Consider the following 24,734-nt stretch of genomic DNA (forward strand, 5'->3'; position numbering starts at 1 on the left):
CGGTGTACCCCGTAACAGAAGACCAGCGGGCCCTCATCGAGGCCGTGCGAGACTTTTCACAGTCCGCGCTGGCGCCGAACGCCATCGAGTGGGACCAGACGAAGTTCTTTCCCGTCGACGTTCTCGAGCAGGCTGGTGAACTCGGCCTCGGAGGTATCTACACCAGCGAAGACGTAGGTGGCGCCGGGCTAACCCGCAGCGATGCCGTTCTGATATTCGAGGAGCTCGCAAAAGGCGACACCGCCATCGCAGCGTACATTTCGATCCACAACATGGTCGTGTGGATGATCGATACGTTCGGCGACGATGATCAACGCAAACGGTGGGTGCCCGAACTCGCCTCAATGCAGCAGCTGGGCAGCTACTGCCTCACGGAGCCGGGAGCAGGGTCCGACGCCGCATCGCTGCAGACGTCGGCCAGGCGCGATGGCGACGAATACGTACTGAATGGAACCAAGCAGTTCATCTCGGGTGCAGGTTCTTCGAGCATCTACATCGTCCTGGCTCGAACCGGTGGGGAGGGACCGCGGGGAATCAGCGCTATCGTGGTTCCCGCGGAAACACCAGGACTCTCATTCGGCTCGAACGAGAAGAAGATGGGCTGGAACGCCCAGCCTACTCGCCAAGTTGTCCTCGACGATGTGCGAGTTCCGGTGGCCAACCGTCTTGGCGACGAAGGCGCGGGCTTCCACATAGCTATGAAGGGCCTCAACGGCGGCCGGGTAAATATGGGAGCCTGTTCACTTGGTGGCGCGCAGTGGGCACTGGAACAAACCATCAAGCACCTGAACGAACGGGTTGCTTTTGGGAAGCCGCTGGCTGCACAGCAGTCACTTGTATTCACGCTTGCGGACATGGAAACCGAACTGCAGGCGGCTCGGGGGATGTTGCGGCAGGCTGCCCTCGCCATGGACACAGACGACCCCAATGTTGCAACAATTTGTGCCATGGCAAAACGCTTCGCAACTGATGCTGCGTTCACAGCAGCTAACTCCGCCCTGCAACTGCACGGCGGCTACGGGTACCTCGCTGACTATGGAATCGAGAAGGTTGTTCGGGACCTCCGTGTGCACCAAATCCTGGAGGGAACCAACGAAATCATGCGTCTGATTGTCGGACGCGCTCTGCTGGAGAAAGCGTCATGAACCAGCAGCTCCCTCCCAATGCACAGGTGACGCCGGAACAGGAGGTCCTTTTCGAGGTACGAGGGCACCTTGGTCACATCACGCTCAACCGACCGCGAGCCATCAACGCGCTCAACCATGCGATGGTGAAGATGGTCCTCGCCCAGCTCGAGGCCTGGTCCATGGACCGACGGGTAAGCACCGTACTCGTCACCGGCAGTGGTGAACGTGGACTGTGCGCGGGAGGTGACATCGTGTCGCTTTACCGGGACGCACGCGAGGGCGACGGGCGGGCATCAGCCGACTTCTGGCGGGATGAATACCGGCTCAATGTTGAAATCGCTAACTACCCCAAGCCATATGTCGCTGTCCAGGACGGACTCGTCCTGGGCGGTGGCATTGGCATCTCGGCGCACGGCTCGCATCGAATCGTCACGGAAAGATCCAAGCTCGGGATGCCAGAGACCGGCATCGGCTTCATTCCCGATGTAGGAGGAACCCGTCTGCTTTCACGTGCTCCCGGCGAGCTCGGAACCTACCTTGCTCTGACAGCAGGTTCGGTCGGAGGCGCAGACGCCATCGCCCTAGGGCTATCCGACAGTTGGGTTCCATCAGCTCGCATCCCTGAGCTCATCGCCGCGCTCGAGAACCTGGCCGCGGACGACGCAGTGGCAGCAGTCGTCGGACAAGCCCCAGTGGCAGGCCTACTCGCGCACCGAGCCTGGATTGACCCAGCGTTCTCTGCCGACAGCGTCGCTGAGATCGTCGAGCGATTGCGCCATTCTGGCACAAAGGAGGCTCGTGAGGCCGCCACGGCCGTCACATCGAAGTCTCCGACTGCCCTGGCTGTAACGCTCGAGTCCCTGCGTCGCGCTCGCCACCTCGATTCGCTCGAAGACACCATGCAGCAAGAGTTTCGAGTTTCTCTTCGTGCACTGAGGGCCCACGACTTTGCAGAGGGCGTCAGGGCGCAGGTCGTCGATAAAGATCGCCTACCGAACTGGGATCCAGCAGGTCTTCACGACGTTACGACCGAGTTGATCAATGCCTACTTTGCCTCGCTCGGCGACGACGAACTGGAACTGAGGAGTTCCGGGCTCCAGACGCGCTAAATTCACCATGACAGAAGGATGCATATGACTACCTCAATAGCCTTCATCGGCCTCGGCCACATGGGCGGACCCATGGCCATCAATCTCGCGAAGGCAGGCTACAAGGTCGCCGGCTTCGATCTCTCCCAAGCTGCCGTGGACGCTGTCAACGGCCACGATATCACTACGGCCGCCAGTGCTGCTGAAGCCGTGGCCACAGCCGATGTTGTCATCACCATGTTGCCCGCGGGTCGTCACGTGATCGCCGCTTACAAGGGCGGCGGCGACGACAAGGGCCTGCTGTCTTATGCCAAACCGGGAACCCTCTTCATCGACTCATCAACCATCGCAGTCGACGACGCCCGGTCCGCTCACGACCTGGCGGTTGCCGCCGGACACCGCGCAATGGATGCCCCCGTGTCGGGCGGAACCGGAGGAGCGGAGGCCGGCACTCTGGCGTTCATGGTTGGAGGATCAGAGGAAGACTTCGCAGTAGCCGCGCCAATCTTGAAAGCCATGGGCCATCGAATTGTCCATTGCGGCGGTTCAGGACTCGGGCAAGCGGCCAAGGTCTGCAACAACCTGATACTTGGAATTTCAATGATTGCAGTAAGCGAAGCATTCGTTCTGGGGGAGAAACTTGGCCTCGAACATCAAGCGCTCTTTGATGTCGCATCCAACGCCTCGGGCCAGTGCTGGGCGCTTACCACTAACTGTCCAGTCCCGGGACCGGTACCTACGAGCCCGGCAAATCGTGGCTATCAGCCGGGTTTCTCGTCGGCTCTGATGGCAAAGGACCTCGGCCTCGCCGCCCAAGCCTTCGAGATGACCGGGATGCAGGCCGAGGTTGGCACGCTTGCGAACGAAATTTACCAGCGGTTCGCAGCCGGGGATGGTGACGGTGCCGACTTCTCGGGCATCATCAACCACATTCGTAAGGGCAGTGAGTCAAAGGGAGGCTAGTGAGCCAGTAGGCCAGCGTCGTCGGCGCTGATTGTGAGACCCAGCGTCAAGAGGAATAGATGCTCGGCCCCGAGCTTCGGTGTTCCGGCTGTGCCGGCAGGTTGTGGTCCAGCCCGTTGGGCCGAGTCATATTCGACTGCGGTGTGAGGCTGCGTGCGCGGGTCCGTTGCCCCATGACTAGTTGTTCGGCTGGGGCAAAATCGTAAGCGTTTAGGGTCGAATGTCAACGCTGCGCGAATGGCAACAAGACCCGATCACCAAGACCGGCAACATATTGTCCGCAAACTCCTCATCGAAGCCTGCCTGGCTGTAGGGGCACCCTGTGCCCGGCTAGGTACCGCAACTACGCCAACTAGATCATCGCCTCCGCAATGGCGATCCGCGCCCTGGAACAAGACCACTCTCTCCACCACAAGTGGAAATCTTCCATGAATGGCGTGTGCAAGAACGTACCCCGGGAAGCGGTGGAGAGATGGCAGCCGAGACGCAGATGATGCCGGCCGACTGCACGTACGAGGCTCAAAACGAACCCGATCGGGCCGGACTCATAGACCAATCCTGACGGACGGCTCGAACCGGCGCACCTGCCCCAGCACCACGGCTGGGATATAAACAGGGAGTTGACCCTAATATCTCCCCGCGGGGCAACACCTGAGGGCTGCCACCCTCTGATCTTTGTTACAAAGGATCAGGGAGGGGTGGCGGGTCGTTGAAGTCACCTGATTCGCGCCGAAATTTCGCGATAATGCTTACTAGGGCTGCAAGATCCTGGTCCGGGAAGCCTAACTGAGAAAATACCGAATTGTTGAGAGCGTCAGTGGCGGCCGTGACCACTTCGAAACCCGCATCGGTCAGCTTAACCAGTGTCGCCCTGCCATCGGTAGGGTGCGGTGAGCGCTCGACCAGAGCAGCACGCTCGAGCCGTGCGACGGTATTCGTGACGCTGGTCGGATGAACCTGAAGCCTCGCTGTTGCACTTGCCATTGGAAGTGCCCCGCCTCTTGAGAACGCAAGCAAGCGCAGCAGTTCAAACCGGGCGAAAGACAAATTAAATGGCTTCAACGTCGATTCGACCCGGGCAAGCATGATCTGCTGCGCCCGCATGATCGAAGTGACAGCAGCCATGCCGACTGCAGCGTCATCCCAGCCGTGCTTGAGCCATTGTCGTTTTGCTTCCGCAATTGGATCAATAGGTAATGGCGATGACGCGGGCACAGTTCTGTCCTTTCGACGCGTACGGGTCAATGCTGGAAGCATACCGGGGGTTCAGCAAATGGCAGGTAACGGTCGGGCCGCCGGTTTCCGTGCATTGACTCTCAGCGGCCCACCTTTCCCATCAATCCCGCTATAGGGGCGAGAACGAGCGGGCGCGCCGCGAGCACAGCTGCAGCGGTGACCAGAAGCGACAGCACAAAAATGGTGAAACCCCACCAATTTACTGCATCTTGCCCGCCGTACATGTGGTTCAGATTGCGGAGAGCACCAGTGGCTAGTACTAGAGCCACATGTACGGTGATGAAGACCACAAAGTACAACATGACGAGAAGATGGATGGAACGCGCGACCTCGATTGGGTAGATGCGGTTAAGACCGGTCGCCTTTGAAGGCCACGCACCCGACATCCGGATACCAGTAACAGCGGCTAGGGGAGCGGCGACGAAAACCGTAAAAAAGTACGCCAAAACCTGCAGGCTATTGTAATTAACCCAGCCATTCTCGGTCGGCCATTGCAGCGAAGCATATTGAAGTGCGGCCGAAAGTGCGTTCGGTACTATGTCCCAGCTGGTGGGCACGATCCGTGTCCACTGGCCGGTGCTGAATAGAAGAACGATGAACACCACGCCGTTCAGTAACCACAGCGCGTCCATACTCAGATGGAACCAGAGGTCCAGACTAATTCGATTCGGGCTTCCCTTAGTCTTGATCAGCCCCGTGTTGTTGCGCGTCCACGACGCGGGAGGGCGCTTGGTAGTGCGTACCAACCAGCCGCTACGGATGATCAGGACAATGAAGAACGCATTGAGAAAATGCTGCCAGCCAAGCCATGCAGGGAAGCCGACCGGAGCGGATTCCGGAAGAGGAACTTCCCCAGGATAAGTCACGAGAAAATTCTGCACTTCCCCTGTGGAGACAAGCATCCGGGCGATGATGGCCACCACACCCGCGGCGATCACAAGCCCGACGGCTCCAAAGACATAGCGCCCAGTGCCGCTTCCTGCCGCCGACTTGATTTTGGAACGGACAGTGCTGGATGCCTCTTCCCCCGCAGCCCCATTCCCCCCGGTTGCCCCTTGCGAAGACAGCAAGGCCACGCGCGCCCCCGGCGCCCCCGGCGTCTCCGCGGCGGAGGGCACAGTTGCCGCAGTCAAGGCGGCGGGCGCCGATGAGTCCGGGGATGTCGCTCGAAGGCCCTGTCGGCCAGCCACAGTGCGCGGGGGCGGCTGTTGTGTGTTCTCGGGGGCCAGGGACGGCGAGACAGAGGGCCTGGGTAAGCCCCGCCTCCCATTCGACGCGTTTTGAGGTTTTTTGGGTTCACCTGTGGTGGGGACCGCAGTTGCCTCGACGGATTCAATGGGGGAAGTCGCCACCGGCGTAGCAGGAGAAAACGTCGGGCTTGAGTCGCTCGGGGCTGCGGGCTCACCTGGACGCGGCAGGCCCTGCCGACGTTGGGGCGGTTCTTGATTCGCCATAGTCAGTCCCTCCTGGAATCCAGGCTCGCCAACAGCTGTGGTACGACGGAAAAAACGTCTCCCACCACACCGAAGTCGGCAATCGCAAAGATGGGGGCGCCGGCATCCTTGTTGATGGCCACGATCGTTTTCGCCGTCTGCATGCCGGCCTGATGCTGAATCGCCCCGGAGATTCCGAGAGCGATGTAAAGCTGGGGCGAAACAGCCACACCAGTCTGTCCAACTTGAAAAGTGTGCGAAACATAGCCTGCGTCCACAGCGGCACGCGATGCCCCGACCGCCGCACCAAGCGCGTCCGCCAACTCTTCCACCAAGGCGAACTTCTCAGCAGACTGGAGTCCTCGCCCGCCCGCTACCACCTTGTCGGCTCCTCGAAGGTCTGGACGCGTGGTACTAACGGGAAGCGAGTGGAATTCGGTGATGGTTGCTGCAGCCTTGCCCGACGGTGGCACAGCGAGTTGCTCAATAACGGCATTTCTCGGCTCAGCACGCAAATCGACTGCCCCCTGACGGACCGTAATCACGACCGCGCCTGCGGTCGCCGCTGAATTGACGTCATATGCACCGCCGTAAACGGAGTGGGTCGAGACGACTCCCTCTTCATCACGGCTCACGCTTACGGCATCCAGAGCCAGCGCTAGTGCTGAGCGGACAGCGAAGCGAGCCGCCACATCGCGGCCCTCGACTGAGTTGGAGATGAGGACTGCATCAGGAGCGACGGCGTCGAAGGCCGAGGCGAGGGCATCAACTAAAGGTACTGTCAACATCGTTGACAAACTGTCGTCTTCAACGATAAGAATCCGCTCAGCTCCGAGCCGCGAGACCTCCTCCGCTGCCGCTATCGATCGCCCGGGGGTGGTAACAACGAGTGCCGTTGGCTCGCCGATGTTCGCAGCGGCACCAAGCAAGCCAGCAGCACTTTTGTGAATGGCGCCGTCGGGGGAAATTTCAATGAACACCAAGACGGGGTTGTGGGACATCCGGTTCTCCTAGGCGAGTCTGTTTTGAATGAGAAAATCGGCGAGGCGTTCGCCGGCCGCGCCCTCATCGACTACGACGACGCCCGCGGACCTGGCCGGTCGCTCGGAGAGTGCAATGACGATGGAGCGTGCCTTCGTGTCGCTGTCGAGGCCGATCCCCAGGTCGTCAAGTGACCAGGTCTCGTATGGCTTCTTTTTGGCGGACATAATTCCCTTTAAGCCTGGAAGACGTCCTTCGGGCAGATTCTCTGTAACGCTGATAACCGCCGGCAGTGAAGCGTGAACGGCAAGAGTTCCTGACTCGGTAGTTCGGCTGCCTTTAACCCGAACAGCGGATATCTCAACAGATTCGAGGTTCGTCAAATGGGGAACGTCGAGTAACTCGGCAAGCATGGCCGGAATGACACCGCCATTGCCGTCCGTTGTGGCGTTGCCAGCCACTACAAGATCGAATCCAGTACGTCGAAGCGAGGCAGAAATCACTTCTGCCGTAAGTCCAGCGTCGGCTCCCGCCAACAGGTCATCAGCGATGTGGACAGCCGAAGCGGCTCCCATTGCTAGAGCTTTGCGCAACGACGTAACGGCGGTCTTCGGCCCCATCGAAGCCACGACAACTTCTGTGGAGGGGTTCGCGTCAGCGTATTTGAGAGCCAGTTCCAGAGCGCGTTCGCCAACTTCATCCGCTACCGCATCGCTGGCGGCTCGATCAGCCAGCCCGCTGTCGAGGCTAAGTTTTCGGTTTCCGTAGGTGTCGGGAACCTCCTTCAGCAGTACGACTATCTTCATCTTTTCCCTCGACTCAAAAGGTGGTGTGAAATGCAACATGTTGAATAAAAAGGTCTACCATCCTTCAAACTAGTATAACCTCCTAGTAATTACTAGTGGCGGGCCCTTCCGATCGGGGACATCGTGGGGAACGCCCCATAGACATGGCCGAGATAGGATCCGTCAAGGGTTGCCAACGGTTCCCCTAGACAAATTTAAAGACACCGATTAGGACCAACAGCGAAAAGCCGTTGGTCAAGGCGCTGAGGGAGGGTGAACGTGACACGTATTGGCATTGTGGCCGAGTTGGGTCGCGAGAGGCGGGTGGCGGCTACGCCCGCCACGGTGAAGCAGTTGTTGGGGTTGGGCTACGAGGTTGTGGTCGAAAAGGGCGCCGGGGAGTCCGCGTCGTTCCGGGATGAGACGTATGTCGAGGCCGGTGCCGTGATTGTGGGTGCTGATGAGGCGTGGGGCAGTGAAGTGGTGTTGCGGATTAATCCGCCTACCGAGGATGAGATCGACAGGCTAGCTCCGGGTGCGACGCTGATTGGGTCGTTGAGCCCAGGCCTGCGTCCGGAGCTGGTGGAGGCTTTGGCCGCTCGTCCGATTACGGCGTTGGCGTTGGATGCGGTGCCGCGGATTTCCCGAGCGCAGTCGATGGATGTGTTGAGTTCGATGGCGAACATTGCCGGGTACCGGGCGGTGATTGAGGCCGCGCACGAGTTCGGCCGGTTCTTCACCGGCCAGGTGACCGCGGCGGGTAAGGTCCCGCCGGCGAAGGTCCTGGTCGCGGGTGCGGGGGTTGCTGGCCTGGCGGCGATCGGTGCGGCGTCCAGCCTGGGTGCGATTGTGCGGGCAACGGATCCGCGGCCTGAGGTTGCTGATCAGGTGAAGTCGATCGGCGGGACCTACCTCAAGGTTGAGGTGGGGGAGGAGATGAAGTCCTCCGATGGGTATGCGAAGGCCACGAGTGACGCGTATAACGCCCGGGCGGCGGAGATCTACACCGAGCAGGCAGCTGATGTGGACATCATCATCACTACGGCCCTGATCCCGGGCCGTCCTGCGCCGAAGCTGCTCACGGCCGAGGACGTGGCCGGGATGAAGTCCGGCAGCGTGATTGTTGACATGGCCGCCGGGCAGGGCGGGAACGTGGAAGGCTCCGTGGCCGGGGAACGGGTGGTGACGGAGAACGGTGTGGTCATCCTGGGCTATACAGATCTGCCGGCGCGTCTTCCGGCGCAGGCGTCCCAGCTGTACGGGACGAACATGCTGAACCTGCTCAAGCTCCTGACAAAGGACAAAGACGGGGTGCTGCGCATCGACTTTGACGATGTGGTGCAGCGTTCAGTGACGGTGGTGCGCGACGGTGAGAAGACCTGGCCGCCGCCCCCGGTCCAGGTCTCCGCCGCCCCCACGGCCAAAACCCAGTCCCCGGCCGCCGAAAGCACTGCATCGAAGAAGAAGCAGGGCATGAGCACCGCGGGCAAAGCGGGCTTGTTTGCCGCCGGCATCGCGGCGCTGTTCCTGGTCAATGCGGTTGCTCCGGCGCCGCTGCCGCAGCACTTCACGGTGCTGATGCTCTCAGTCGTGGTCGGGTTCTATGTTATCGGGAAGGTCCACCATGCCCTGCACACCCCGCTGATGTCCGTCACGAACGCGATCTCGGGGATCATCGTGGTCGGTGCACTGCTGCAGGTCACCTCGGACAACGCCGTGATGCAGGTCCTCGCCGCGGTCGCGGTGCTGCTAGCCAGCATTAACATCTTCGGCGGGTTCGCCGTGACCCGGCGAATGCTCGCAATGTTCTCCCGCGGAGACGGGGCACGTAAATGATGAGCCCCGCCACCGAAGCAGCAGCCCGAATCGTCTCGAGGAGCCTTACCGTGTCTGACACCGTCTCCGGTCCGTTGACCGCCGACTCCATCGCAGGAGCCGCGTACATCGTCGCGGCCCTGCTGTTCATCCTCAGCCTCGCCGGGCTGAGCAAACACGAGAAAGCCCGCGCCGGCGTCGTCTACGGCATCACGGGCATGGTCATCGCCCTCGCCGCGACCGTATGGCTGACCGTGCAGGGCGCCTGGGGCACCGGCCACGGCGTGACCGGCCTTGTGCTGCTCCTGGCAGCGGTCCTGGTGGGCGGGGCCATCGGGCTCTGGCGCGCCCGGGTGGTCGAAATGACCGGCATGCCCGAACTGATCGCGCTGCTGCACAGCTTCGTTGGCCTCGCTGCCGTGCTCGTGGGCTGGAACGGGCACCTGGAAGCCCCGGACCTGTCCGGGGATCTGATGGCCATCCACCATGCCGAGGTGTTCATCGGAGTCTTCATCGGCGCGGTGACCTTCACCGGTTCGATCGTGGCGTTCCTGAAACTCTCCGCCAGGATGAAGTCCTCGCCCCTGATGCTGCCGGGCAAGAACGCGATCAACCTCGGCGCCCTCGCCGCATTCATCGCCCTGACCGTCTGGTATGTCAACGACTCTCAGCTCTGGCTCCTGGTCGTGGTCACCGTTCTTGCCCTGGGCCTGGGCTGGCACCTGGTGGCATCCATCGGCGGCGGCGACATGCCCGTCGTCGTGTCCATGCTCAACAGCTACTCCGGCTGGGCCGCGGCCGCGGCGGGCTTCCTGCTGAACAACGACCTGCTCATCATCACCGGCGCCCTGGTGGGCTCCTCCGGCGCGTACCTGTCCTACATCATGTGTAAGGCCATGAACCGGTCCTTCATCTCCGTGATCGCCGGCGGGTTCGGCATCGCCGCACCGGCCGCGGCGGACGCCGAACACGGCGAACACCGCGAAATCACTGCCGAGGCCACCGCGGACATGCTGACCAACGCCTCGTCGGTGGTCATCACCCCCGGCTACGGCATGGCAGTGGCCCAGGCCCAGTACCCCGTCGCTGAACTCGCCCACCAGCTCCGCGAGAAGGGTGTGAATGTCAGGTTCGGCATCCACCCCGTCGCCGGGCGCCTGCCCGGACACATGAACGTGCTCCTCGCCGAAGCCAAGGTCCCGTACGACATCGTCCTGGAAATGGATGAAATCAACGACGACCTCGGCGACACCTCCGTGGTCCTGGTCATCGGTGCGAACGACACCGTCAACCCCTCGGCCGCAGAAGACCCGGGAAGCCCCATCGCGGGCATGCCCGTCCTCCGGGTCTGGGAAGCCGAGAACGTCATCGTATTCAAACGCTCCATGGCAGCCGGCTACGCAGGCGTCCAAAACCCCCTGTTCTACCGCGACAACTCCCAAATGCTCTTCGGCGACGCCAAAACCCGCGTCGAAGACATCCTCCGCGCCTTCTAACGGAGGCGACCCGTATGCCTTGGCCCCAGGCACACCAGGTTTGACGCCCCAGCAAAGCAATTTCTAAGGTCGGTAACGCCTCCCGTCACGCGTACAGCTGGCAGGGCTTCCTGGCGTGTCTTGGGGCCATACGCTTCAGCAATAGCAGGTCGTCCATGTTTATGCTTGGGCGGCCTGCTATCCGCAGAGTGTCTGATGAATGAAATCACGCGGAGAATCCCATAACGATCACCGCAACCAGCAGGCAAAACGCGACCGCGGAACGGCACAGGGTGGAAGCCTTAACGAAAAAACGGATGCATTGCGGCTTGCCCAGGAGGGAATCAGTCTTCACAGGTGGTGGAGTCAGGATGCCGTCCCAGACTCGCCCGTCCCGAAATCGTGCCTAGGCGTACGCCCCGGCTTGATGATTGAGGCACTATGAACCCCTTTGTTTCCAAGAGGTTTGTCCCTTTGACTAGGAAAACGCCAGGCGCATCGAGCGACCCCACCGGGGGCCATTGCAGCGGGCCTGCTCTGGACGACGTCAGCTTGCGATCTTGCGCCATTTGTCGTTGGCCATGTCGCCACAATCAGCGGCTGCACCCGAGGCCGCTCCCGGACATGCAGAGGCTTCATGAACAGGCCTCTATTTGTTGGCCGAAACGAATCGACACGATATCGAAACGGGCAGAGGATCCCATGGCGTGACGAGTGACGAGCCAATGGAGAAATGCACAGTTTTCCTGACATGAAGTGGAGGTGACCACGTTTCCGTGTCACTGGCGTGTTGGCTCTATGGTTTCGTCAAGCGACGGCGGGCCTTCGGCTCGTTTCCGGTCGTAGTAAGCGCGCGACGGCGGGTGGTGCAGGGCCGCGAAGGCGGACAGAAACAGGGCACGTTTGAGTTTCTTATTCCCGCCGGCTGGTGTGTTCTCCACGAATGGATGTGCCGGAGCGGCGGGTGACCGGTGCGATGCCGGCATAGGAGGCCAGATGGGCTGCGTTCGCGAAGTACTTCCCTGTCACTTCGGAACGGATGCGGGCGCCAGGCGCTGACGCCGATGTCAGGACCAAGGGAGACGGGTGGGCCTCCACGAGGGCCTCGCCCTGGGCGGCGATCTCGTCGCGCTGATGGCGAAGGGACAGCAGCTGTTCGGCCAGTTTCGGAAGCACGCGGCTGCGTTGGTGCCAACGACCACAACGGTCTGCTCCCCGAGCGCATTGAAGACTGCCTCGGTAAGGCGTTCGGCCGCGCGCGGCGCGTGTTTCTTCAGGCGTGCCCGTACATGTCCGCGACCGGCGGTCTTGAGCGCGGCAGGTGTCGAATACCGGGTAAGCAGCTCCGAGACGGCGGGGTGGCCGATGTGCGGTCCCAGTGCCCCTTTCCAAGGCCGGGTGGATCTAGGTGAGCAATCCGCGGATCCGGTTCGAGGTAGCGGTGATTTGGGCGGCGAGGTCATCATCGAAGCCGCAAAGCACCCCGAGTTCGGCCAGCGTCTCATCATCCAGAGCAATGGTTCGCAACGTGTGCGGCGTTGACCGGGCAGCCTCTGCGATGATCGCAGCGTCTCTCGCGTCGGTTTTTGCCTGACCCGGGTGAAGGTCCGCATTCTTCGCATCGCCAGGCCCGGCAGGTAGCCAACCGTTGCTCCAGCAGCCTGGGCCACCGCAACGGGTAGCGCAGATTCAGTGACACCGCATGATGGCCGGACTTCCCGACGTCCATTCCACTGAACACGTCAATGTTCTGCTGATCCAGATCACTGCACTCCCTCCGTCGCACGCTGTTTACATGTGTTGGCTGGTCCGACGGCAGGTGTCGGCATCCACGTTACAAAGGACCCGTCGTCGTGCCTCTACCAGCGATCATCTGCCGCTAACCCGGCTCCGGTGACAACACCCCCGGATCATGAACGACTGGGGGCAAAAACCATGCCGGGACCGACCGGCCAACACACCCTCATCCGCAACAGGACCGGGGCTACGAAAAAGACATCTGATGGGGCTAAGGAGTTCAGAGGCGGCTCTCTCTTGGGGGACCGGGAATGCGGCTGATTCGTTGTAGGTCCGGCTGGCCTGCAGACAGTGGTGGAGGCAGCGGAGGAGCCGGTTGAAAAGGTTGCGCTGGGCTGCGGTGTGTCTGTCGCCGAGCTTCTTGCGCCGGTCGTAGTGCGCCCGGGCGCCGGCTGAGTTGGTGAGTGCTGAAAAGGCCCAGATGTAGCCGGCGGCTGCCAGTCGGTTGTTCTTGACCCGCCTGGCCAGGACGGTGTGGCTCTTTCCGTTGGCGCGGGTGACAGGCGCCGCGCCGGCGTAGGCCTTCAGCGCCGAAGCGGTTGTGAATCTTGTGCGGTCGTCGCCGATTTCGGCTAGGATCCGTGCTCCGGCAATTGACCCGAGGCCGGGAAAGCTCACCAGGGTCTGCGCGTCCGGGTGTGCATGGAAGGCCTTTTCAACGGCTGCGGTCAGCGACTCAAGGCCCTGGCAGACGGCATCCAACTGCCCAAGCATGGTCGAAGCTGGGTCCGAACGCAGCTTCGACCACGGTTGACTGGCGGAGATTGGTGCTGCGGAGGATCGGTAGAGCTTGTCGATGGTGGTCTCCAGGCTGCGTGTCCGCCCTGCTTTAGCAGGATTCGACCGAGCTGGACACGACTGAGCTTGGCAGCTTTCGCAGGGGTTGGAAACGGCACCGAGCAGGGCCCTGGCGACGGGGGAAGCGAGGTCGGCGCTGTTGGGGAAGGCCCTGAGCGCAGAGGGGTAATACTCCCGCAGCAGGGACCGGATCCGGTTGGTCTCTTGCTGCCGTTCCCAGACTGCGTCCTGCTGGGCCCGCGCAAGTACCGCGATGGCCTGAACGAGTTCGGAATCCTTGGGCATCGGGCGGTGAGCGTGCCTGTCGGTCCGCAGAATGTTGGCCAGCGCGGCAGCGTCCTGGGCATCGGATTTCTTGCTGGAGACTGTGTGCCGGTCCCGGTAGCGGGAGGCAGCCATCGGGTTGATGGCATAGACATCCCGGCCGCTCGATCGCAGTGCTGCGACGAGCAGGCAGCGGGTGGTTTCAATGGCAACTGGAATAGGATCTTCGGCACGGTCGCCCAAGGCGCCCAGCATTTCCAGCAGTTCCGTCAGGCTGGCAGCTGTATCTTCAATCCTTCGCGACGCCAACAGCTGGCCTTGTTGGTCCACGACTGAGATGTCGTGAGGTCCTTCTGCCCAGTCGATGCCGCAGAACACGTCCGTCATTTGGCTGTTCCTTCCTATGTGGTCGGTATCTGCAGAGGACCGATACGACGAAGGACAACTGCGACCTAATGGAAGAGCTCAACGGCTCCACATCTGATTGGCATTCTCATCCCTGTCGGACCGCTGCCGGGGGTCGAGTCTTGAAGTGAGAACTTTAGGTTCGCGTTCACGATGGAGACGCTGACCGGCAGCGAGGCCCCCGGAAGCCAACCTACGTTCCCATGGTGTGAGGGAGCCGGAGGGACAATCTTTTTCGACCGCTCCGGGCCACGGTAACGGGAAGACCTCAGCTGGCTCCCTCACATCCCATTAGGTAACGGGGGCAAAGGGCCTCATCGCCTCGTCGACTCTACTGTTCAGGGCCCTCAATGTCGGGGGCTGTGGGAGGCCCGGGGAATGGAGTGTACGAGCACCGCAATCCTGCTGATCCTGCCCTTCTGTTTTCCTACCGCATCGGGACCGGCAGCTCGTGCGGGAAGCGTAGATGCAGCTCAACGGTGATTGAACACGGGAGTCCGCTTTTCAATGAAAGCCGTCATGCCTTCTGTCTGGTCGTCGAGGGCAAAGAGAGCGCGGAAACTGCGGGTTTCGAAGGTGAGTCCCTCAGCGAGGCTGCTTTCGAACGCTCGATTGACGGATTGTTTGGCAGCTATTGCAACGGGCAGGGATTTTGCCGCTATAGTCTCAGCGATCTCTTGGGCGGTGTCGAGCAGCGCGTCCGCGGTCACGACTCGGGCGACCAGCCCGGCCCGCTCAGCTTCGTCTGCTTTCATGTACCTGCCGGTTAGAATCATGTCCATCGCTTTTGCTTTGCCGATCGCGCGGGTGAGTCTCTGCGTTCCGCCGAGCCCGGGAATTACTCCAAGGTTAATTTCTGGTTGGCCGAACACTGCGCTGTCAGCGGCCACGATAAGATCGCACATCATGGCGATTTCGCACCCCCCGCCGAGTGCATAACCGGCGACAGCTGCGATGGTGGGTGTGCGGACGGCTGCAAACTCATCCCATTCCTGGAACAAGCCCCCGAGAGAGACGTCCTGGAAACTCTTTCCAGCCATCTCCGAAATATCAGCGCCGGCAGCGAATGCCCGCTCCGAGCCGGTGAGGATGATTGCTCCGACTTCGGGATCCTTGTCGAACTCGGTGGCGGCGGCTACGACCTCATGCATGAGTTTGCTGTTGAGGGCGTTGAGAGCCTTCGCGCGGTGGAGGGTGATGATGCCGACTCGTCCGCACCTTTTGATCTGGATGTTGTCATAGGTGTTCATGTAAGCGCCTCTGCTCCCTGCGTCACCCGATGTGACGGACCATCCTCCAATATACTAGGGGACAATAGTATTTGCTAGGACGTCCTAAAACTTAGTGGGAACATCGATAAAGATTTCCAGGAATTTCAGTCGGATTTGTTGATGGAGCCCCAGTAAACAGAGGTGGCTCGACCTGATGTGAATGGCGCCGACGGGTTGCCGCGAAGCGCTGTGTTCGGGCCGACTCCCGCCTCCAGAACCATTCTGAGGATCGCCGCGTCAACCCAGAGTGGGTCCGGTCTCGGCATGGGCCAGCCCTTCGCCAATGGCGGCGCAGCCGAGCCCGGGAGCGCCTACGGTGGCGAATGCGGTGCTTAGCCCGCGGTTCGCACGGCGCAGGGACCGTTCACGATTACTGTTGAACTTGCGTTGCTCTCGTGACGACGACAGTACTACTGCGGCGCCAGCCGCAGAGCTCCGTCCAAGCGGATTGTCTCGCCATTGAGATAGTCATGCGCGGTGATCATCATCACCAGATCCGCAAACTCTGAAGGGCGCCCTAGCCGCTTCGGGAATGGCACTGAGGCAGCAAGGGCAGCACCCACGTCCTCGCCAAGGGAAGCGAGCATTGGAGTCTCAACAATCCCTGGGGCGATGGTATTCACCCGGATACCAGACCGGGCCAGATCGCGCGCACTCGCTATCGTCAGACTCACGACTCCGCCCTTTGACGCCGCATACGCGGCCTGTCCGATCTGGCCCTCGTAGGCGGCGACAGAAGCGGTGTTGATGATCAGGCCGCGTTGACCATCTGTGTCGGGCTCCTCGCGAGCGATAACTTCGGCCGCCAAGCGCAGCACGTTGAAGGTGCCGACCAAGTTGACCTCGATCGTGCGCCGGAACAGGTCGAGGTCATGCACCCCTCTCCCCGACAGTATCCGCACAGCAGGCGCTATGCCCGCGCAGTTTATAACGAGCCGCAGCGGCCTGCCGAGGTCGGCGGCCACTGCAAGGGCTGCCTCGATCTCGTTTGCACTACTGACGTCGGCGGCGACGTACGTCACCCCATCGATTGCGGGAGCGGATGTAATACTGTTAGCGAGGTCGATCCCCACAACCAAAGCTCCCGAGGCGGCCAAGCGGGCTGCGGTCGCCGCACCGAGACCGGATGCAGCACCCGTAACTATTGCCGTTGCTTTGCTGATGTCCATTGCATACTCCCTGCATGGCGAATAAGTCGGGCCGGCCTTGCCGGCCGGCCCGAGTCCTACTTGGAAAGAACGAGACCCTCGTAACCGTTCTCTGCACTTGCCGCGATCGCGGTCTGGTAGGCGGGGAACCCGGCGGGATATACGCGCAGCTTGCCGTCGCTGCCTTCGATGTTGCCCCCGAAGTACCAGGCCTTTGAGTCTCCCACCAGACCGGTCTTAGCGATCTCGTGAATTTGCTCGGACCACGCGTTGCTGGCCTCCTCAGTCGCCTCGATACGCTTGATGCCGTTCTCATCCGCATAGGCTACGAGTGCGCCGAGCCACTCGGCGTGTACTTCGACGTAACCTGGCGTGTTTGCCCCGACGCCTTGGGCGCCGCCGACGAACAGAAGGTTGGGGAAGTTAGGGGTAACCATGCCGAGGAAGGTGTGCGGACCGTTGGACCACGCCTCGCTGAGAGTCTTCCCGCCGAGGCCTTGGATATCCATTTGACGTAGCGCACCCATCCAAGCGTCGAATCCGGTCGCGAACACGATAACGTCGACCTCATACTCGCTTTCGGTGGTCTTGATGCTCGTGGGGGTGATCTCGACGACCGGCGTGTACTTAGTCGACACCAGCTGCACATGCTCTTCGTTGAAGCACTCGTAGTAGCCGTCCACGTCTTTGGGCGGGCGGAACCGGCCGAAGCCGTGATCGGGGACGAGCATCTCGGCGACTTCGGGCTTTGTGACACGCGAGCGAATCTTGTCGGCGAGGAAGTCGCTGAAGTGTTTGTTTGCCTCCGGGTGCCACATCATGTCTTGGAAGTTCTCGGAGAAGATGCGCAGCCCGCGCCCCTCGTTGTAGAGATACTCGTACTTGGCGAGCCGTTCTTCCTCGGTGACCTCAAGTGTGGAACGTAGGTCCGGGGTGTGGTCGGCCTGGCCGCCGTAGTCCTTGCGGATTTGATCGCGCAGATCGTCGAAGCGTTGGCGGTATTCTTCCTGCTCCTCGGCGGTCAATGTGCTGTTGTTCAGCGGGGTTGCCCAGTGGCCGCCACGCTGGAACACAGTGAGTGACCTTGCGACCTTGGCAATGTTCGGCACCACCTGGACGGCGGAGGAACCTGCACCGAAGACAGCGACCCGCTTTCCCTCGAGATCGATACCTTCCTCTGGCCAGAGGCCCGTGTGTACGGCGGCGCCGGTGAAACTGTCGAGTCCGGGGAAGTTGGGAAAGACCGGGTGCGAAAGCATGCCGGTTGCGAGCGCGAGGTAGCGCGTCTTTACTCCGGTGCCGTCGGCGTAGCCAACGGTCCAAAGGCTGGTTTCTTCATCGAAGACAGCGCTCGTGACGGTCGTGTTGAGCTGCAGGCTGTCACGCAACCCAAAGCGGTCGATGACCCAGTTCATGTACTTCTCGATGTCTTCCTGTGACGAGAAGTGATCGGGCCAGGCCCATTCCTCGCCCAGCTCACGTGTGAAGTAGAACGAGTAGGAGTACGCATCGGAGTCTGTTCGAGCACCAGGATACCGGTTCCAATACCATGTACCGCCAACACCGCCGCCGCGCTCCACGAGGCGGACATTAAGTCCCTGCGAGTGGAATTGATACAGCTGCCGCACCCCGGCGAAACCGGCCCCCACGATCAGTGCATCGAGCACTTCCGGAGCAGAATCGGTCGTCGTAACTGAGTGTTCGAGTTCAGTGCCCATGCTCGTTCTCCGTCATCCCCGGCATCATCGCCGGGCTAGGTCTACAATATAGCTTGCGAATGGTTACCCTAGCGTATCGCACAACAGGCTATCAAGTTAGTGGTGAATCCATTTTTAATGGCCGTTGCTAGCACGCCAGCAAGGAGCGAGCCCCGTCAGCGTCGTCCGTTCTTGACGCCGACGATAACTTTGAGATATATAGCACGTGCCCTGAGGCAGAAACGAAGGACAGCAATGATTGAACTCCCGCTGCGTGAGCTCATGGACAGCGCCCCGCTTCGGATGATCCCTGATGATGGTGGCATCCCCATGAATCCCCTCGTCGTCATCAATCTGGACGAGGCCACGGGGGATGATGTACCTGCCGCCGTTGCGGCGTTACAGGCCTATCCGCGGCCTGTGGTGGTCGGTATCTCCAACCGCATCATCCCCTCCGACGTACTGCCAATTGCAGAGGCCATGACGATCGTATTGGGCCCCGAGGAGAGCGGTCGATGCAGTGCGGGCTCGCCCAAGGACCTTGACGCAATCGCGCGAACAGTGGAGAGGTCGCCCATCGCGGCGGTCACTTACGCCGACGTCCTGCGGGCGTCCGAGCACGTTTCCTTCAACCAAGCCATTGTTACGGAATCCCTCGCCTACTCGACGTTGCTGTTCGGTCCGGAGTTCCTCCACTGGTTGCATACCCGCACCGTCCCCACCGCGGTGCCAGGTGGCGACGATCCGGACTGGGAGCCGGTGCAACTGCAACGATCGGGGGATACACTCTCGGTCGTGTTAAATGATCCGGAGCGCCACAATGCGTTCAGCAGCCCCATGAGAGCGGGTCTCCTCAACGCCCTCGCCATCGCCGCGGCCGATCCCGCACTCCGCGTGGAGATCAGCGGCGCGGGGGCTTCCTTCTGCACTGGCGGTGACCTTACCGAATTCGGACTTTCGACCGACCCGGCGACCGCACACATGAACAGAATGCGGAATCACCCGGGTCCGGCCATGCACTTGGTGCAATCGAGAACTTCGGTGCACGTACATGGACCCCTCATTGGCGCAGGCATAGAGTTCGCTGCGTGTGCCGGGCACATCTCGGCGGCCCCAGGCTCGTTCTTTCTCCTGCCGGAACTCGGCTACGGCCAAATACCGGGCGCTGGCGGGACAGTCGGCATCCCTCGCAGGATCGGCCGGTGGCGTGCGGCATACATGGGGCTAACGCGGTACCGCATAAATGTTGCCAGCGGACTTCGATGGGGACTCATCGATGATGCATGAGATGCAGGACCATGGGACCGATCCGGTGAGGGCGTGGGCAGCATCCGGGGCGATGGCACTTACGGGGCGAGCTGATGGGCCTCCCATGGTGGCTCCCGGCCGTCCTGCAACATTTTTGACAGATCAGTTGGTGCGCTTCGCTGACCTCGCCGGCGAGCGTACTGGTGTGCGACCAGTAGTCCCTGGCGCCGAGCTGCTCGGTGAGCGTGCGGCGATCGCAGGCCTTAAGCGGGCGGCTCCGATGTCCTGTGGCGGAGCTTTCCAAGCCGTGCCGGCGAATGATGGCTGGTTCGGCCTCTCGCTTGCCCGTGACACGGACCATCGGGCGGTTCCCGCTCTAGTCGAGGGTGACTCAGATGCCGAACCGTGGGCCGCGATCAAGGCCTGGGCGCGCACTCAAAGCAGGGGCGAGGCGATTGAGCGAGCCCGTCTGCTTGACCTGGCTGCCTGCGCCTGGCCACCGGAGCCCTCCAGCCGGGCTCCCGTGATCAGGGGGTCAGAGGGGGGACTGCACTTACGGATTGAACGACCCCTCGTCGTGGACTTCAGTGCGCTATGGGCCGGCCCGCTCTGCGCCCACCTTCTCTCGATGGCTGGTTGCGACGTCATCAAGGTTGAGAGCGCAAAGCGGCCGGATGGAGCCCGCCGGGGGGCGGCTATGTTCTACGATCTCCTTCATGCCGGGCACGCGGCTATTCACGTCGACTTTGAGGACGCTGCAGACCTCGACCGGTTGCGCACCCTGATGAGCACAGCGTCGGTGGTCATAGAAAGCTCGCGTGCTCGGTCGCTGCGCGGACTGGGGCTCGTGGCTGAGGAATTCGTCAGAGCGGGCGTGACCTGGCTCTCCATCACGGCCCGTGGGCGGGAATCGAATGCACCTGGCTTCGGCGATGATGTCGCGGTGGGGGCAGGACTCGCAATCGAGGAAGGTGGGCAGGTGCTGCCAGTAGGCGATGCCATAGCAGATCCGTTGACCGGCGCGGTTGCGGCCACCGCGGCGGCCGAAGCTCTGCTCTCGGAGCGCGCCTTGCTCGTCGACATATCCATGCACGATGTTGCAAGCGCGGCTGCGGCGGGAGGAATTGCAGCACACTCTGTCGAGTCGGTAGAAGGTGAGTGGTGGGTGGAGACTGAGCGTGGACGTTACCCGGTGGCCGCCCCTCGTGCGAGGCAAGCGGTTGGGTTGGCCCCGGAACTTGGAGCGGACACTGCACAATGGCTCCGATGACCTCGACGATTCTCGCCGACGTGGAGGTGGAGGGCCGTCGAGTCGACGTCGCGATCAACGGGGGCCTGATCTCCAGGATCGATCCGGTGGGAGAGCGCCAGGGTGTCCTGGCAGGGTCGGTAATCGACTGCGGCGGCGCCACGCTCATCCCGGGTTTGCACGACCATCACGTGCACCTGATGGCGATGGCTGCGACGCAGGACTCAGTGGACTGTGCGGCGCTCTCAACAGTGGCGGAATTTACCGCCGCGATCAGGAACCGCAGCGGGTCCACGGTTCGGGCGGTTGGGTACCATGAGTCTCTCGCGGGAGTGCTGGACCGATTCGCTTTGGATGCAATCGAAGACCGTCGACCACTGCGGGTGCAGCATCGCACCGGGGGACTATGGATGCTGAATTCGCGCGCTCTCGCCCGACTCGGCCCTGCGACCGAGGGCGCGCTCGGCATCGAGAGAGACCCCAACGGCCGTCCAACGGGGCGGTTATGGCGATGTGACGACTTGGTCCGTCATGCGTTCCCTCGCGAGCCACCACACCTCGGCGCGGTCGGCCGCTCGCTCTCCTGCCTAGGCATCACCGGAGTCACCGATGCGACTCCGGACCTTGACGACGTCGCAATCGTCGCGATTGGGGAGGCAGTCCGGACCGGACAACTGCCCCAACGCGTCGTCCTTCTCGGCGCACCGGACGCCCACCCGCTACCCCTTGGCGTCCAATCGGGACCCCGTAAGATTCTTCTTCACGACCACAACCTCCCGGCCGCCTCAACGCTGCTTGACCTCATAGCCGGAAGCCATGCGGTCGGCCGCCCGGTGGCCATTCATTGTGTAACGGCCGACGCCTTGGTCCTGGTCCTCGGCGTCCTTGCTGAATGCGGCACTCTACCCGGAGACCGCCTCGAGCATGCCGCCGTCGTCCCGCCAGAGTTAGTTCAGGTTCTGGCGGCCTTCGACTTGGCGATCGTCACTCAGCCGGACTTCCTGCGGTCCAAAGGCGACGACTATCTCCGCGATGTACCGGAAGCCGAGCGAGACTGGCTCTATCCATATGCATCGCTCAAGGCCGCCGGGGTAAGCGTCGTACCATCCAGCGATGCACCCTTCGGAGACGTGGACCCTTGGCGCGTCGTCGCCACAGCGGGCACCCGGCGGACGCGGAGCGGGACGACTCTCAACGCGGACGAGGCGGTGTCCGCTGAGCTCGCTCTGTCGGGCTATTTGATGGATCCGCTTGACTTAGGCGGGACTCAGCGGCGGGTGCTTGCGGATTCACCAGCAGATCTGTGCCTGCTCACTCCGGACTACCTCGAGGTTGCTCACTCTGGAACATCGCCGGTTATTTTGACAATCATCTCCGGCGAGATTGCTTTCAGCTCAATCTGATGCCTGCACTCCGGCATGTGTAGCAGGCGAGCTTGCTTGACACACTGTCCACTCGTCGCATAGCCTATCCGGATAGACGACCCCTAGTAGGGTCGCGGTTACGCAGCGTGAACTGCAACCTGATTGCATGCGCGAGAAGTCGATTTCAATGGCGAAAAGAACTGGAGAACAGATGTCAGACGGACGTCGGTTGCATTTGAATATTGTAGGCAACGAACTTAATCTTCATCAGGGTGCCCGTGCGTTCGAGCGGGACAACGGCGGTGGCCCGGACCGCACCAGTGCATTCGGTCCGATCCTTGAAATGGGAAAACTCGCTGACGAGGGCCTGTTCACGGCCATGTTCCTCGGCGATATCGCCGGATCGATCGGCAGTCCTGCGATCGACGACGGCGCCCCTGAGCCTCTCACCGCGATGGCTGCCCTGTCCCGGGAGACTAAAAACCTAGGATTTATTGCCACTGCGTCAACCTCGTTCTACGACCCATACAACATCGCGCGCCTCGTTGGCTCCCTCGATTTGATCTCCGAGGGCCGGGCTGGAATGAACGCCATCACAAGTGCTGCGGATTTCTGGGCGCTGAACTACAGCCAAACCCAACACCTCGACCGTGAGGCGCGGTACAAGCGCGCGGATGAATTCCTTGACGTCATCAAGGCTCTTTGGGACAACCGTGACTTCCGCACCGATCCCGACGGCATTCGCCGGTTCTACTCCGAGCCGATCAACCACACCGGCGAGAACTTCCAGGTCACCGGCCCGCTCAATGTGCACCCGAGCCGCCAGGGTCGTCCGCTCATTGCACAAGCCGGCGGCTCCGGTCCCGGTATCAACGTGGCGGCCAAGCACGCTGACATGGTGTTCACCAACGCCTACTCGCGAGAGAGCGCCAAGACCTACCGCGCCTCGCTCGACGAAGCGCTCGCCAAACACGGTCGTGCAGCAGGGTCCGCCCCGGCCATTCCCGGCCTCATCCCGTATATAGCGAAAACGGCGCGGGAAGCCGAAGAGCGGATGCACGCCCTTGATGATTACATCGATTGGGAAAGCATCGCTCCCTACGCCCTTATGGAGTTCGGCATCCAGTACACGTACAACAGCGTCAACGATCCCTTCCCGGTGGAAGTCCTGCCAAATCCCGAGGATGTCAAGGACACGCTCAAGAGTGTTTTCGGCAACTACGTCGGCCTCTGGAACCACGTGCAGGCCAATCCCGGCCTGACCGTTCGCGACCTCGTCGCCCACGCAATGGTGCGCGGCGGTGCCCAGCACCGTAAATTCGTCGGTTCGTATGACGACTTCGCCGACGAGCTCGTGGACTGGTTCGAAGACGGCAACATCGGAGGCTTCAACCTGATGTTCCCGACGGGCAGCATGTGGCTCCAGGAGTTTGTCGACGAGGCCGTGCCGCGTCTGATCGACCGTGGGATTTACCGCAGCACGCCGGATACCCGGGTGCTTCGGGAGCGTTTCCAGGCCTGACGTCTGTTTCGATGACACGGTTCGCGCCGGCGTGCTGGATGTCGGCGCGGAACTTCAGTTCGGCTAGGCCGAGCCCTCTGTCATCGATTCCTCCGCCACAGTAGGCGGGCGTGGTGTTCCTTGAAATGTCCTTTTTCCGCAGCCCCGCCGCCTTGATCAACACACTGCAACCACCAAGAGTCCACTTATACAACGACGTAGTGCGCAAGTCCTCAGGGGCCGCACAGAAGTGAGAAGAAAATGGCCGGAGAACTCACCGATAAGGTGGCCGTTGTCACCGGAGGAGCTGCTGGGCTCGGTCGGGCCGCGGCGCGCAAATTTGTCGCCGAGGGCGCGCACGTCGTCATCGCCGATCTGCAACGCGAAGAGGGCGAGGCTCTGGCATCCGAGCTCGGACCGCACGCTATCTACTCGCATACCGACGTTTCTGACCGGGAGCAGGTCGCGGACTTGGTAACGCTTGCGGTCAAGTCCTTCGGCGGTCTGCACATCATGTTCAATAACGCTGGAATTTCGGGGCCAATGTTTCCCCGATTCCTCGACGACGATCTGCTGGCGTTTGAACAAGTCCTCAAGGTGAACCTCCTCGGGGTCATGGCGGGTACCCAATCGGCCGCTCGCCACATGGCAGTCAACGGTGGCGGCTCGATCATCAATACCACTTCAATCGGCGGCATTCAGGCTGGCCGTAATGTGATGACCTATCGCGCGTCGAAGGCCGCTGTGATCCAGTTCACGAAGTCGGTCGCTATTGACCTCGGCGAGCACGGGGTCCGGGTCAATGCGCTTGCTCCGGGCAACATTCCGACCTCGCTCCTGGCCTCATCCGCGAGAGACTACGAGGAGGGCCCGGTCCGTGACGAATTCATTGCAGGCGTACGCAGGATGCAATCCGCGAGCCGGCCACTTAATCACGAGGGCACCCCGGAGGACGTCGCCGACGCCGCAGTCTTCCTCGCAAGCGATCGCTCGAAGTACATCACGGGCGCGGTGTTACGGGTTGATGGCGGTACGGCCGCCGGCAACACGACTAACTCCGCTATTACCAGCCAGAGCCCAAGGAAATAG

Annotated in this window: 18 protein-coding genes and 1 pseudogene; 10 read left to right on the forward strand and 9 right to left on the reverse strand. The window is 61.6% G+C overall.

Annotated elements, in window-relative coordinates; genetic code table 11:
- Positions 1 to 2 precede the first annotated feature (2 nt).
- From M1E17_RS09715 to mmsB, 3 genes are read left to right on the forward strand one after another with little or no spacing between them, the layout of a single operon-like run.
- Positions 3 to 1,145 (forward strand): acyl-CoA dehydrogenase family protein, encoded by a 1,143-nt coding sequence (locus M1E17_RS09715; protein ID WP_457966958.1) that lies wholly within the window; start codon positions 3 to 5, stop codon positions 1,143 to 1,145.
- A complete protein-coding gene (locus M1E17_RS09720) occupies positions 1,142 to 2,236 on the forward strand; it encodes an enoyl-CoA hydratase/isomerase family protein (protein ID WP_457966960.1) in 1,095 nt (364 codons plus the stop codon). Before M1E17_RS09715 ends, M1E17_RS09720 begins: the two co-directional genes overlap by 4 nt.
- 18 nt (positions 2,237 to 2,254) lie before the next feature.
- Positions 2,255 to 3,178 carry a 3-hydroxyisobutyrate dehydrogenase gene (gene mmsB / locus M1E17_RS09725; RefSeq protein ID WP_457966962.1) on the forward strand — a complete coding sequence of 308 codons (924 nt, stop codon included), beginning with the start codon at positions 2,255 to 2,257 and terminating at the stop codon, positions 3,176 to 3,178.
- 678 nt (positions 3,179 to 3,856) lie between these two features.
- Here mmsB and M1E17_RS09730 read toward each other — a convergent pair.
- The 4 genes from M1E17_RS09730 to M1E17_RS09745 all read right to left on the reverse strand — a co-directional run bounded on the left by M1E17_RS09730 (position 3,857) and on the right by M1E17_RS09745 (position 7,634).
- Entirely contained in the window at positions 3,857 to 4,435 is a 579-nt protein-coding gene (locus M1E17_RS09730) for a MarR family winged helix-turn-helix transcriptional regulator (RefSeq protein ID WP_457966963.1), read from the reverse strand.
- 59 nt (positions 4,436 to 4,494) lie between these two features.
- The gene (locus tag M1E17_RS09735; RefSeq protein WP_457967682.1) at positions 4,495 to 5,352 is read right to left on the reverse strand and encodes a cytochrome b/b6 domain-containing protein; all 858 of its coding nucleotides are present in this window, start codon (positions 5,350 to 5,352) and stop codon (positions 4,495 to 4,497) included.
- Positions 5,353 to 5,870: 518 nt separating this feature from the next.
- Positions 5,871 to 6,848, reverse strand: coding sequence for an electron transfer flavoprotein subunit alpha/FixB family protein (locus tag M1E17_RS09740; protein WP_457966964.1), 978 nt, complete (start codon positions 6,846 to 6,848; stop codon positions 5,871 to 5,873).
- 9 nt (positions 6,849 to 6,857) lie between these two features.
- Positions 6,858 to 7,634, reverse strand: a complete 777-nt coding sequence (locus M1E17_RS09745) for an electron transfer flavoprotein subunit beta/FixA family protein (RefSeq protein WP_457967684.1) — start codon at positions 7,632 to 7,634, stop codon at positions 6,858 to 6,860.
- 258 nt (positions 7,635 to 7,892) lie between these two features.
- On the opposite strand from M1E17_RS09745, the gene M1E17_RS09750 reads away from it, so the two are divergent.
- Positions 7,893 to 9,449 carry a Re/Si-specific NAD(P)(+) transhydrogenase subunit alpha gene (locus tag M1E17_RS09750; RefSeq protein ID WP_457966965.1) on the forward strand — a complete coding sequence of 519 codons (1,557 nt, stop codon included), beginning with the start codon at positions 7,893 to 7,895 and terminating at the stop codon, positions 9,447 to 9,449.
- Positions 9,449 to 10,924 (forward strand): Re/Si-specific NAD(P)(+) transhydrogenase subunit beta, encoded by a 1,476-nt coding sequence (gene pntB, locus M1E17_RS09755; protein WP_457967686.1) that lies wholly within the window; start codon positions 9,449 to 9,451, stop codon positions 10,922 to 10,924. Before M1E17_RS09750 ends, pntB begins: the two co-directional genes overlap by 1 nt.
- 800 nt (positions 10,925 to 11,724) lie before the next feature.
- On the opposite strand, the pseudogene M1E17_RS09760 reads toward pntB, so the two are convergent.
- The 5 genes and pseudogenes from M1E17_RS09760 to M1E17_RS09780 all read right to left on the reverse strand — a co-directional run.
- A pseudogene (locus M1E17_RS09760) lies at positions 11,725 to 12,597 on the reverse strand (IS110 family transposase); the annotation flags it as partial.
- Between the two features lie 175 nt (positions 12,598 to 12,772).
- Positions 12,773 to 14,149: an IS110 family RNA-guided transposase gene (locus M1E17_RS09765; RefSeq protein WP_457966966.1), complete on the reverse strand. Its 1,377-nt coding sequence runs from the start codon at positions 14,147 to 14,149 to the stop codon at positions 12,773 to 12,775.
- Between the two features lie 491 nt (positions 14,150 to 14,640).
- On the reverse strand, positions 14,641 to 15,417 hold the full coding sequence (locus M1E17_RS09770) for an enoyl-CoA hydratase (RefSeq protein ID WP_457966967.1): 777 nt from the start codon (positions 15,415 to 15,417) through the stop codon (positions 14,641 to 14,643).
- A gap of 431 nt (positions 15,418 to 15,848) precedes the next feature.
- Positions 15,849 to 16,607 (reverse strand): SDR family NAD(P)-dependent oxidoreductase, encoded by a 759-nt coding sequence (locus M1E17_RS09775; protein ID WP_457966968.1) that lies wholly within the window; start codon positions 16,605 to 16,607, stop codon positions 15,849 to 15,851.
- A gap of 56 nt (positions 16,608 to 16,663) precedes the next feature.
- Positions 16,664 to 18,304 (reverse strand): flavin-containing monooxygenase, encoded by a 1,641-nt coding sequence (locus tag M1E17_RS09780; protein ID WP_457966969.1) that lies wholly within the window; start codon positions 18,302 to 18,304, stop codon positions 16,664 to 16,666.
- 234 nt (positions 18,305 to 18,538) lie between these two features.
- Here M1E17_RS09780 and M1E17_RS09785 point away from each other — a divergent pair, with 234 nt between their 5' ends.
- The 5 genes from M1E17_RS09785 (at position 18,539) to M1E17_RS09805 (ending at position 24,734) form a co-directional block, all read left to right on the forward strand.
- Complete coding sequence (locus tag M1E17_RS09785; RefSeq protein ID WP_457966971.1) at positions 18,539 to 19,570, forward strand: enoyl-CoA hydratase/isomerase family protein; 1,032 nt, start codon at positions 18,539 to 18,541, stop codon at positions 19,568 to 19,570.
- Between the two features lie 166 nt (positions 19,571 to 19,736).
- Positions 19,737 to 20,801: a CoA transferase gene (locus M1E17_RS09790; protein WP_457966972.1), complete on the forward strand. Its 1,065-nt coding sequence runs from the start codon at positions 19,737 to 19,739 to the stop codon at positions 20,799 to 20,801.
- Positions 20,798 to 22,183, forward strand: coding sequence for an amidohydrolase family protein (locus M1E17_RS09795; RefSeq protein WP_457966973.1), 1,386 nt, complete (start codon positions 20,798 to 20,800; stop codon positions 22,181 to 22,183). Before M1E17_RS09790 ends, M1E17_RS09795 begins: the two co-directional genes overlap by 4 nt.
- 172 nt (positions 22,184 to 22,355) lie before the next feature.
- On the forward strand, positions 22,356 to 23,666 hold the full coding sequence (locus M1E17_RS09800; RefSeq protein WP_457966974.1) for an NtaA/DmoA family FMN-dependent monooxygenase: 1,311 nt from the start codon (positions 22,356 to 22,358) through the stop codon (positions 23,664 to 23,666).
- Between the two features lie 240 nt (positions 23,667 to 23,906).
- Positions 23,907 to 24,734 (forward strand): SDR family NAD(P)-dependent oxidoreductase, encoded by an 828-nt coding sequence (locus M1E17_RS09805; protein WP_457966975.1) that lies wholly within the window; start codon positions 23,907 to 23,909, stop codon positions 24,732 to 24,734.

The organism is Arthrobacter sp. D1-29 (assembly GCF_054130585.1).

Coding starts and splice junctions, on each gene's coding strand:
- M1E17_RS09730 (WP_457966963.1), bottom strand. CDS start 4,435: ATGCTTCCAGCATTGACCCGTACGCGTCGAAAGGACAGAACTGTGCCC.
- M1E17_RS09745 (WP_457967684.1), bottom strand. CDS start 7,634: ATGAAGATAGTCGTACTGCTGAAGGAGGTTCCCGACACCTACGGAAAC.
- mmsB (WP_457966962.1), top strand. CDS start 2,255: ATGCATATGACTACCTCAATAGCCTTCATCGGCCTCGGCCACATGGGC.
- M1E17_RS09740 (WP_457966964.1), bottom strand. CDS start 6,848: ATGTCCCACAACCCCGTCTTGGTGTTCATTGAAATTTCCCCCGACGGC.
- M1E17_RS09800 (WP_457966974.1), top strand. CDS start 22,356: ATGTCAGACGGACGTCGGTTGCATTTGAATATTGTAGGCAACGAACTT.
- M1E17_RS09780 (WP_457966969.1), bottom strand. CDS start 18,304: ATGGGCACTGAACTCGAACACTCAGTTACGACGACCGATTCTGCTCCG.
- M1E17_RS09720 (WP_457966960.1), top strand. CDS start 1,142: ATGAACCAGCAGCTCCCTCCCAATGCACAGGTGACGCCGGAACAGGAG.
- M1E17_RS09805 (WP_457966975.1), top strand. CDS start 23,907: ATGGCCGGAGAACTCACCGATAAGGTGGCCGTTGTCACCGGAGGAGCT.
- M1E17_RS09770 (WP_457966967.1), bottom strand. CDS start 15,417: ATGAACACCTATGACAACATCCAGATCAAAAGGTGCGGACGAGTCGGC.
- M1E17_RS09775 (WP_457966968.1), bottom strand. CDS start 16,607: ATGGACATCAGCAAAGCAACGGCAATAGTTACGGGTGCTGCATCCGGT.
- M1E17_RS09765 (WP_457966966.1), bottom strand. CDS start 14,149: ATGACGGACGTGTTCTGCGGCATCGACTGGGCAGAAGGACCTCACGAC.
- M1E17_RS09785 (WP_457966971.1), top strand. CDS start 18,539: ATGATTGAACTCCCGCTGCGTGAGCTCATGGACAGCGCCCCGCTTCGG.
- pntB (WP_457967686.1), top strand. CDS start 9,449: ATGAGCCCCGCCACCGAAGCAGCAGCCCGAATCGTCTCGAGGAGCCTT.
- M1E17_RS09795 (WP_457966973.1), top strand. CDS start 20,798: ATGACCTCGACGATTCTCGCCGACGTGGAGGTGGAGGGCCGTCGAGTC.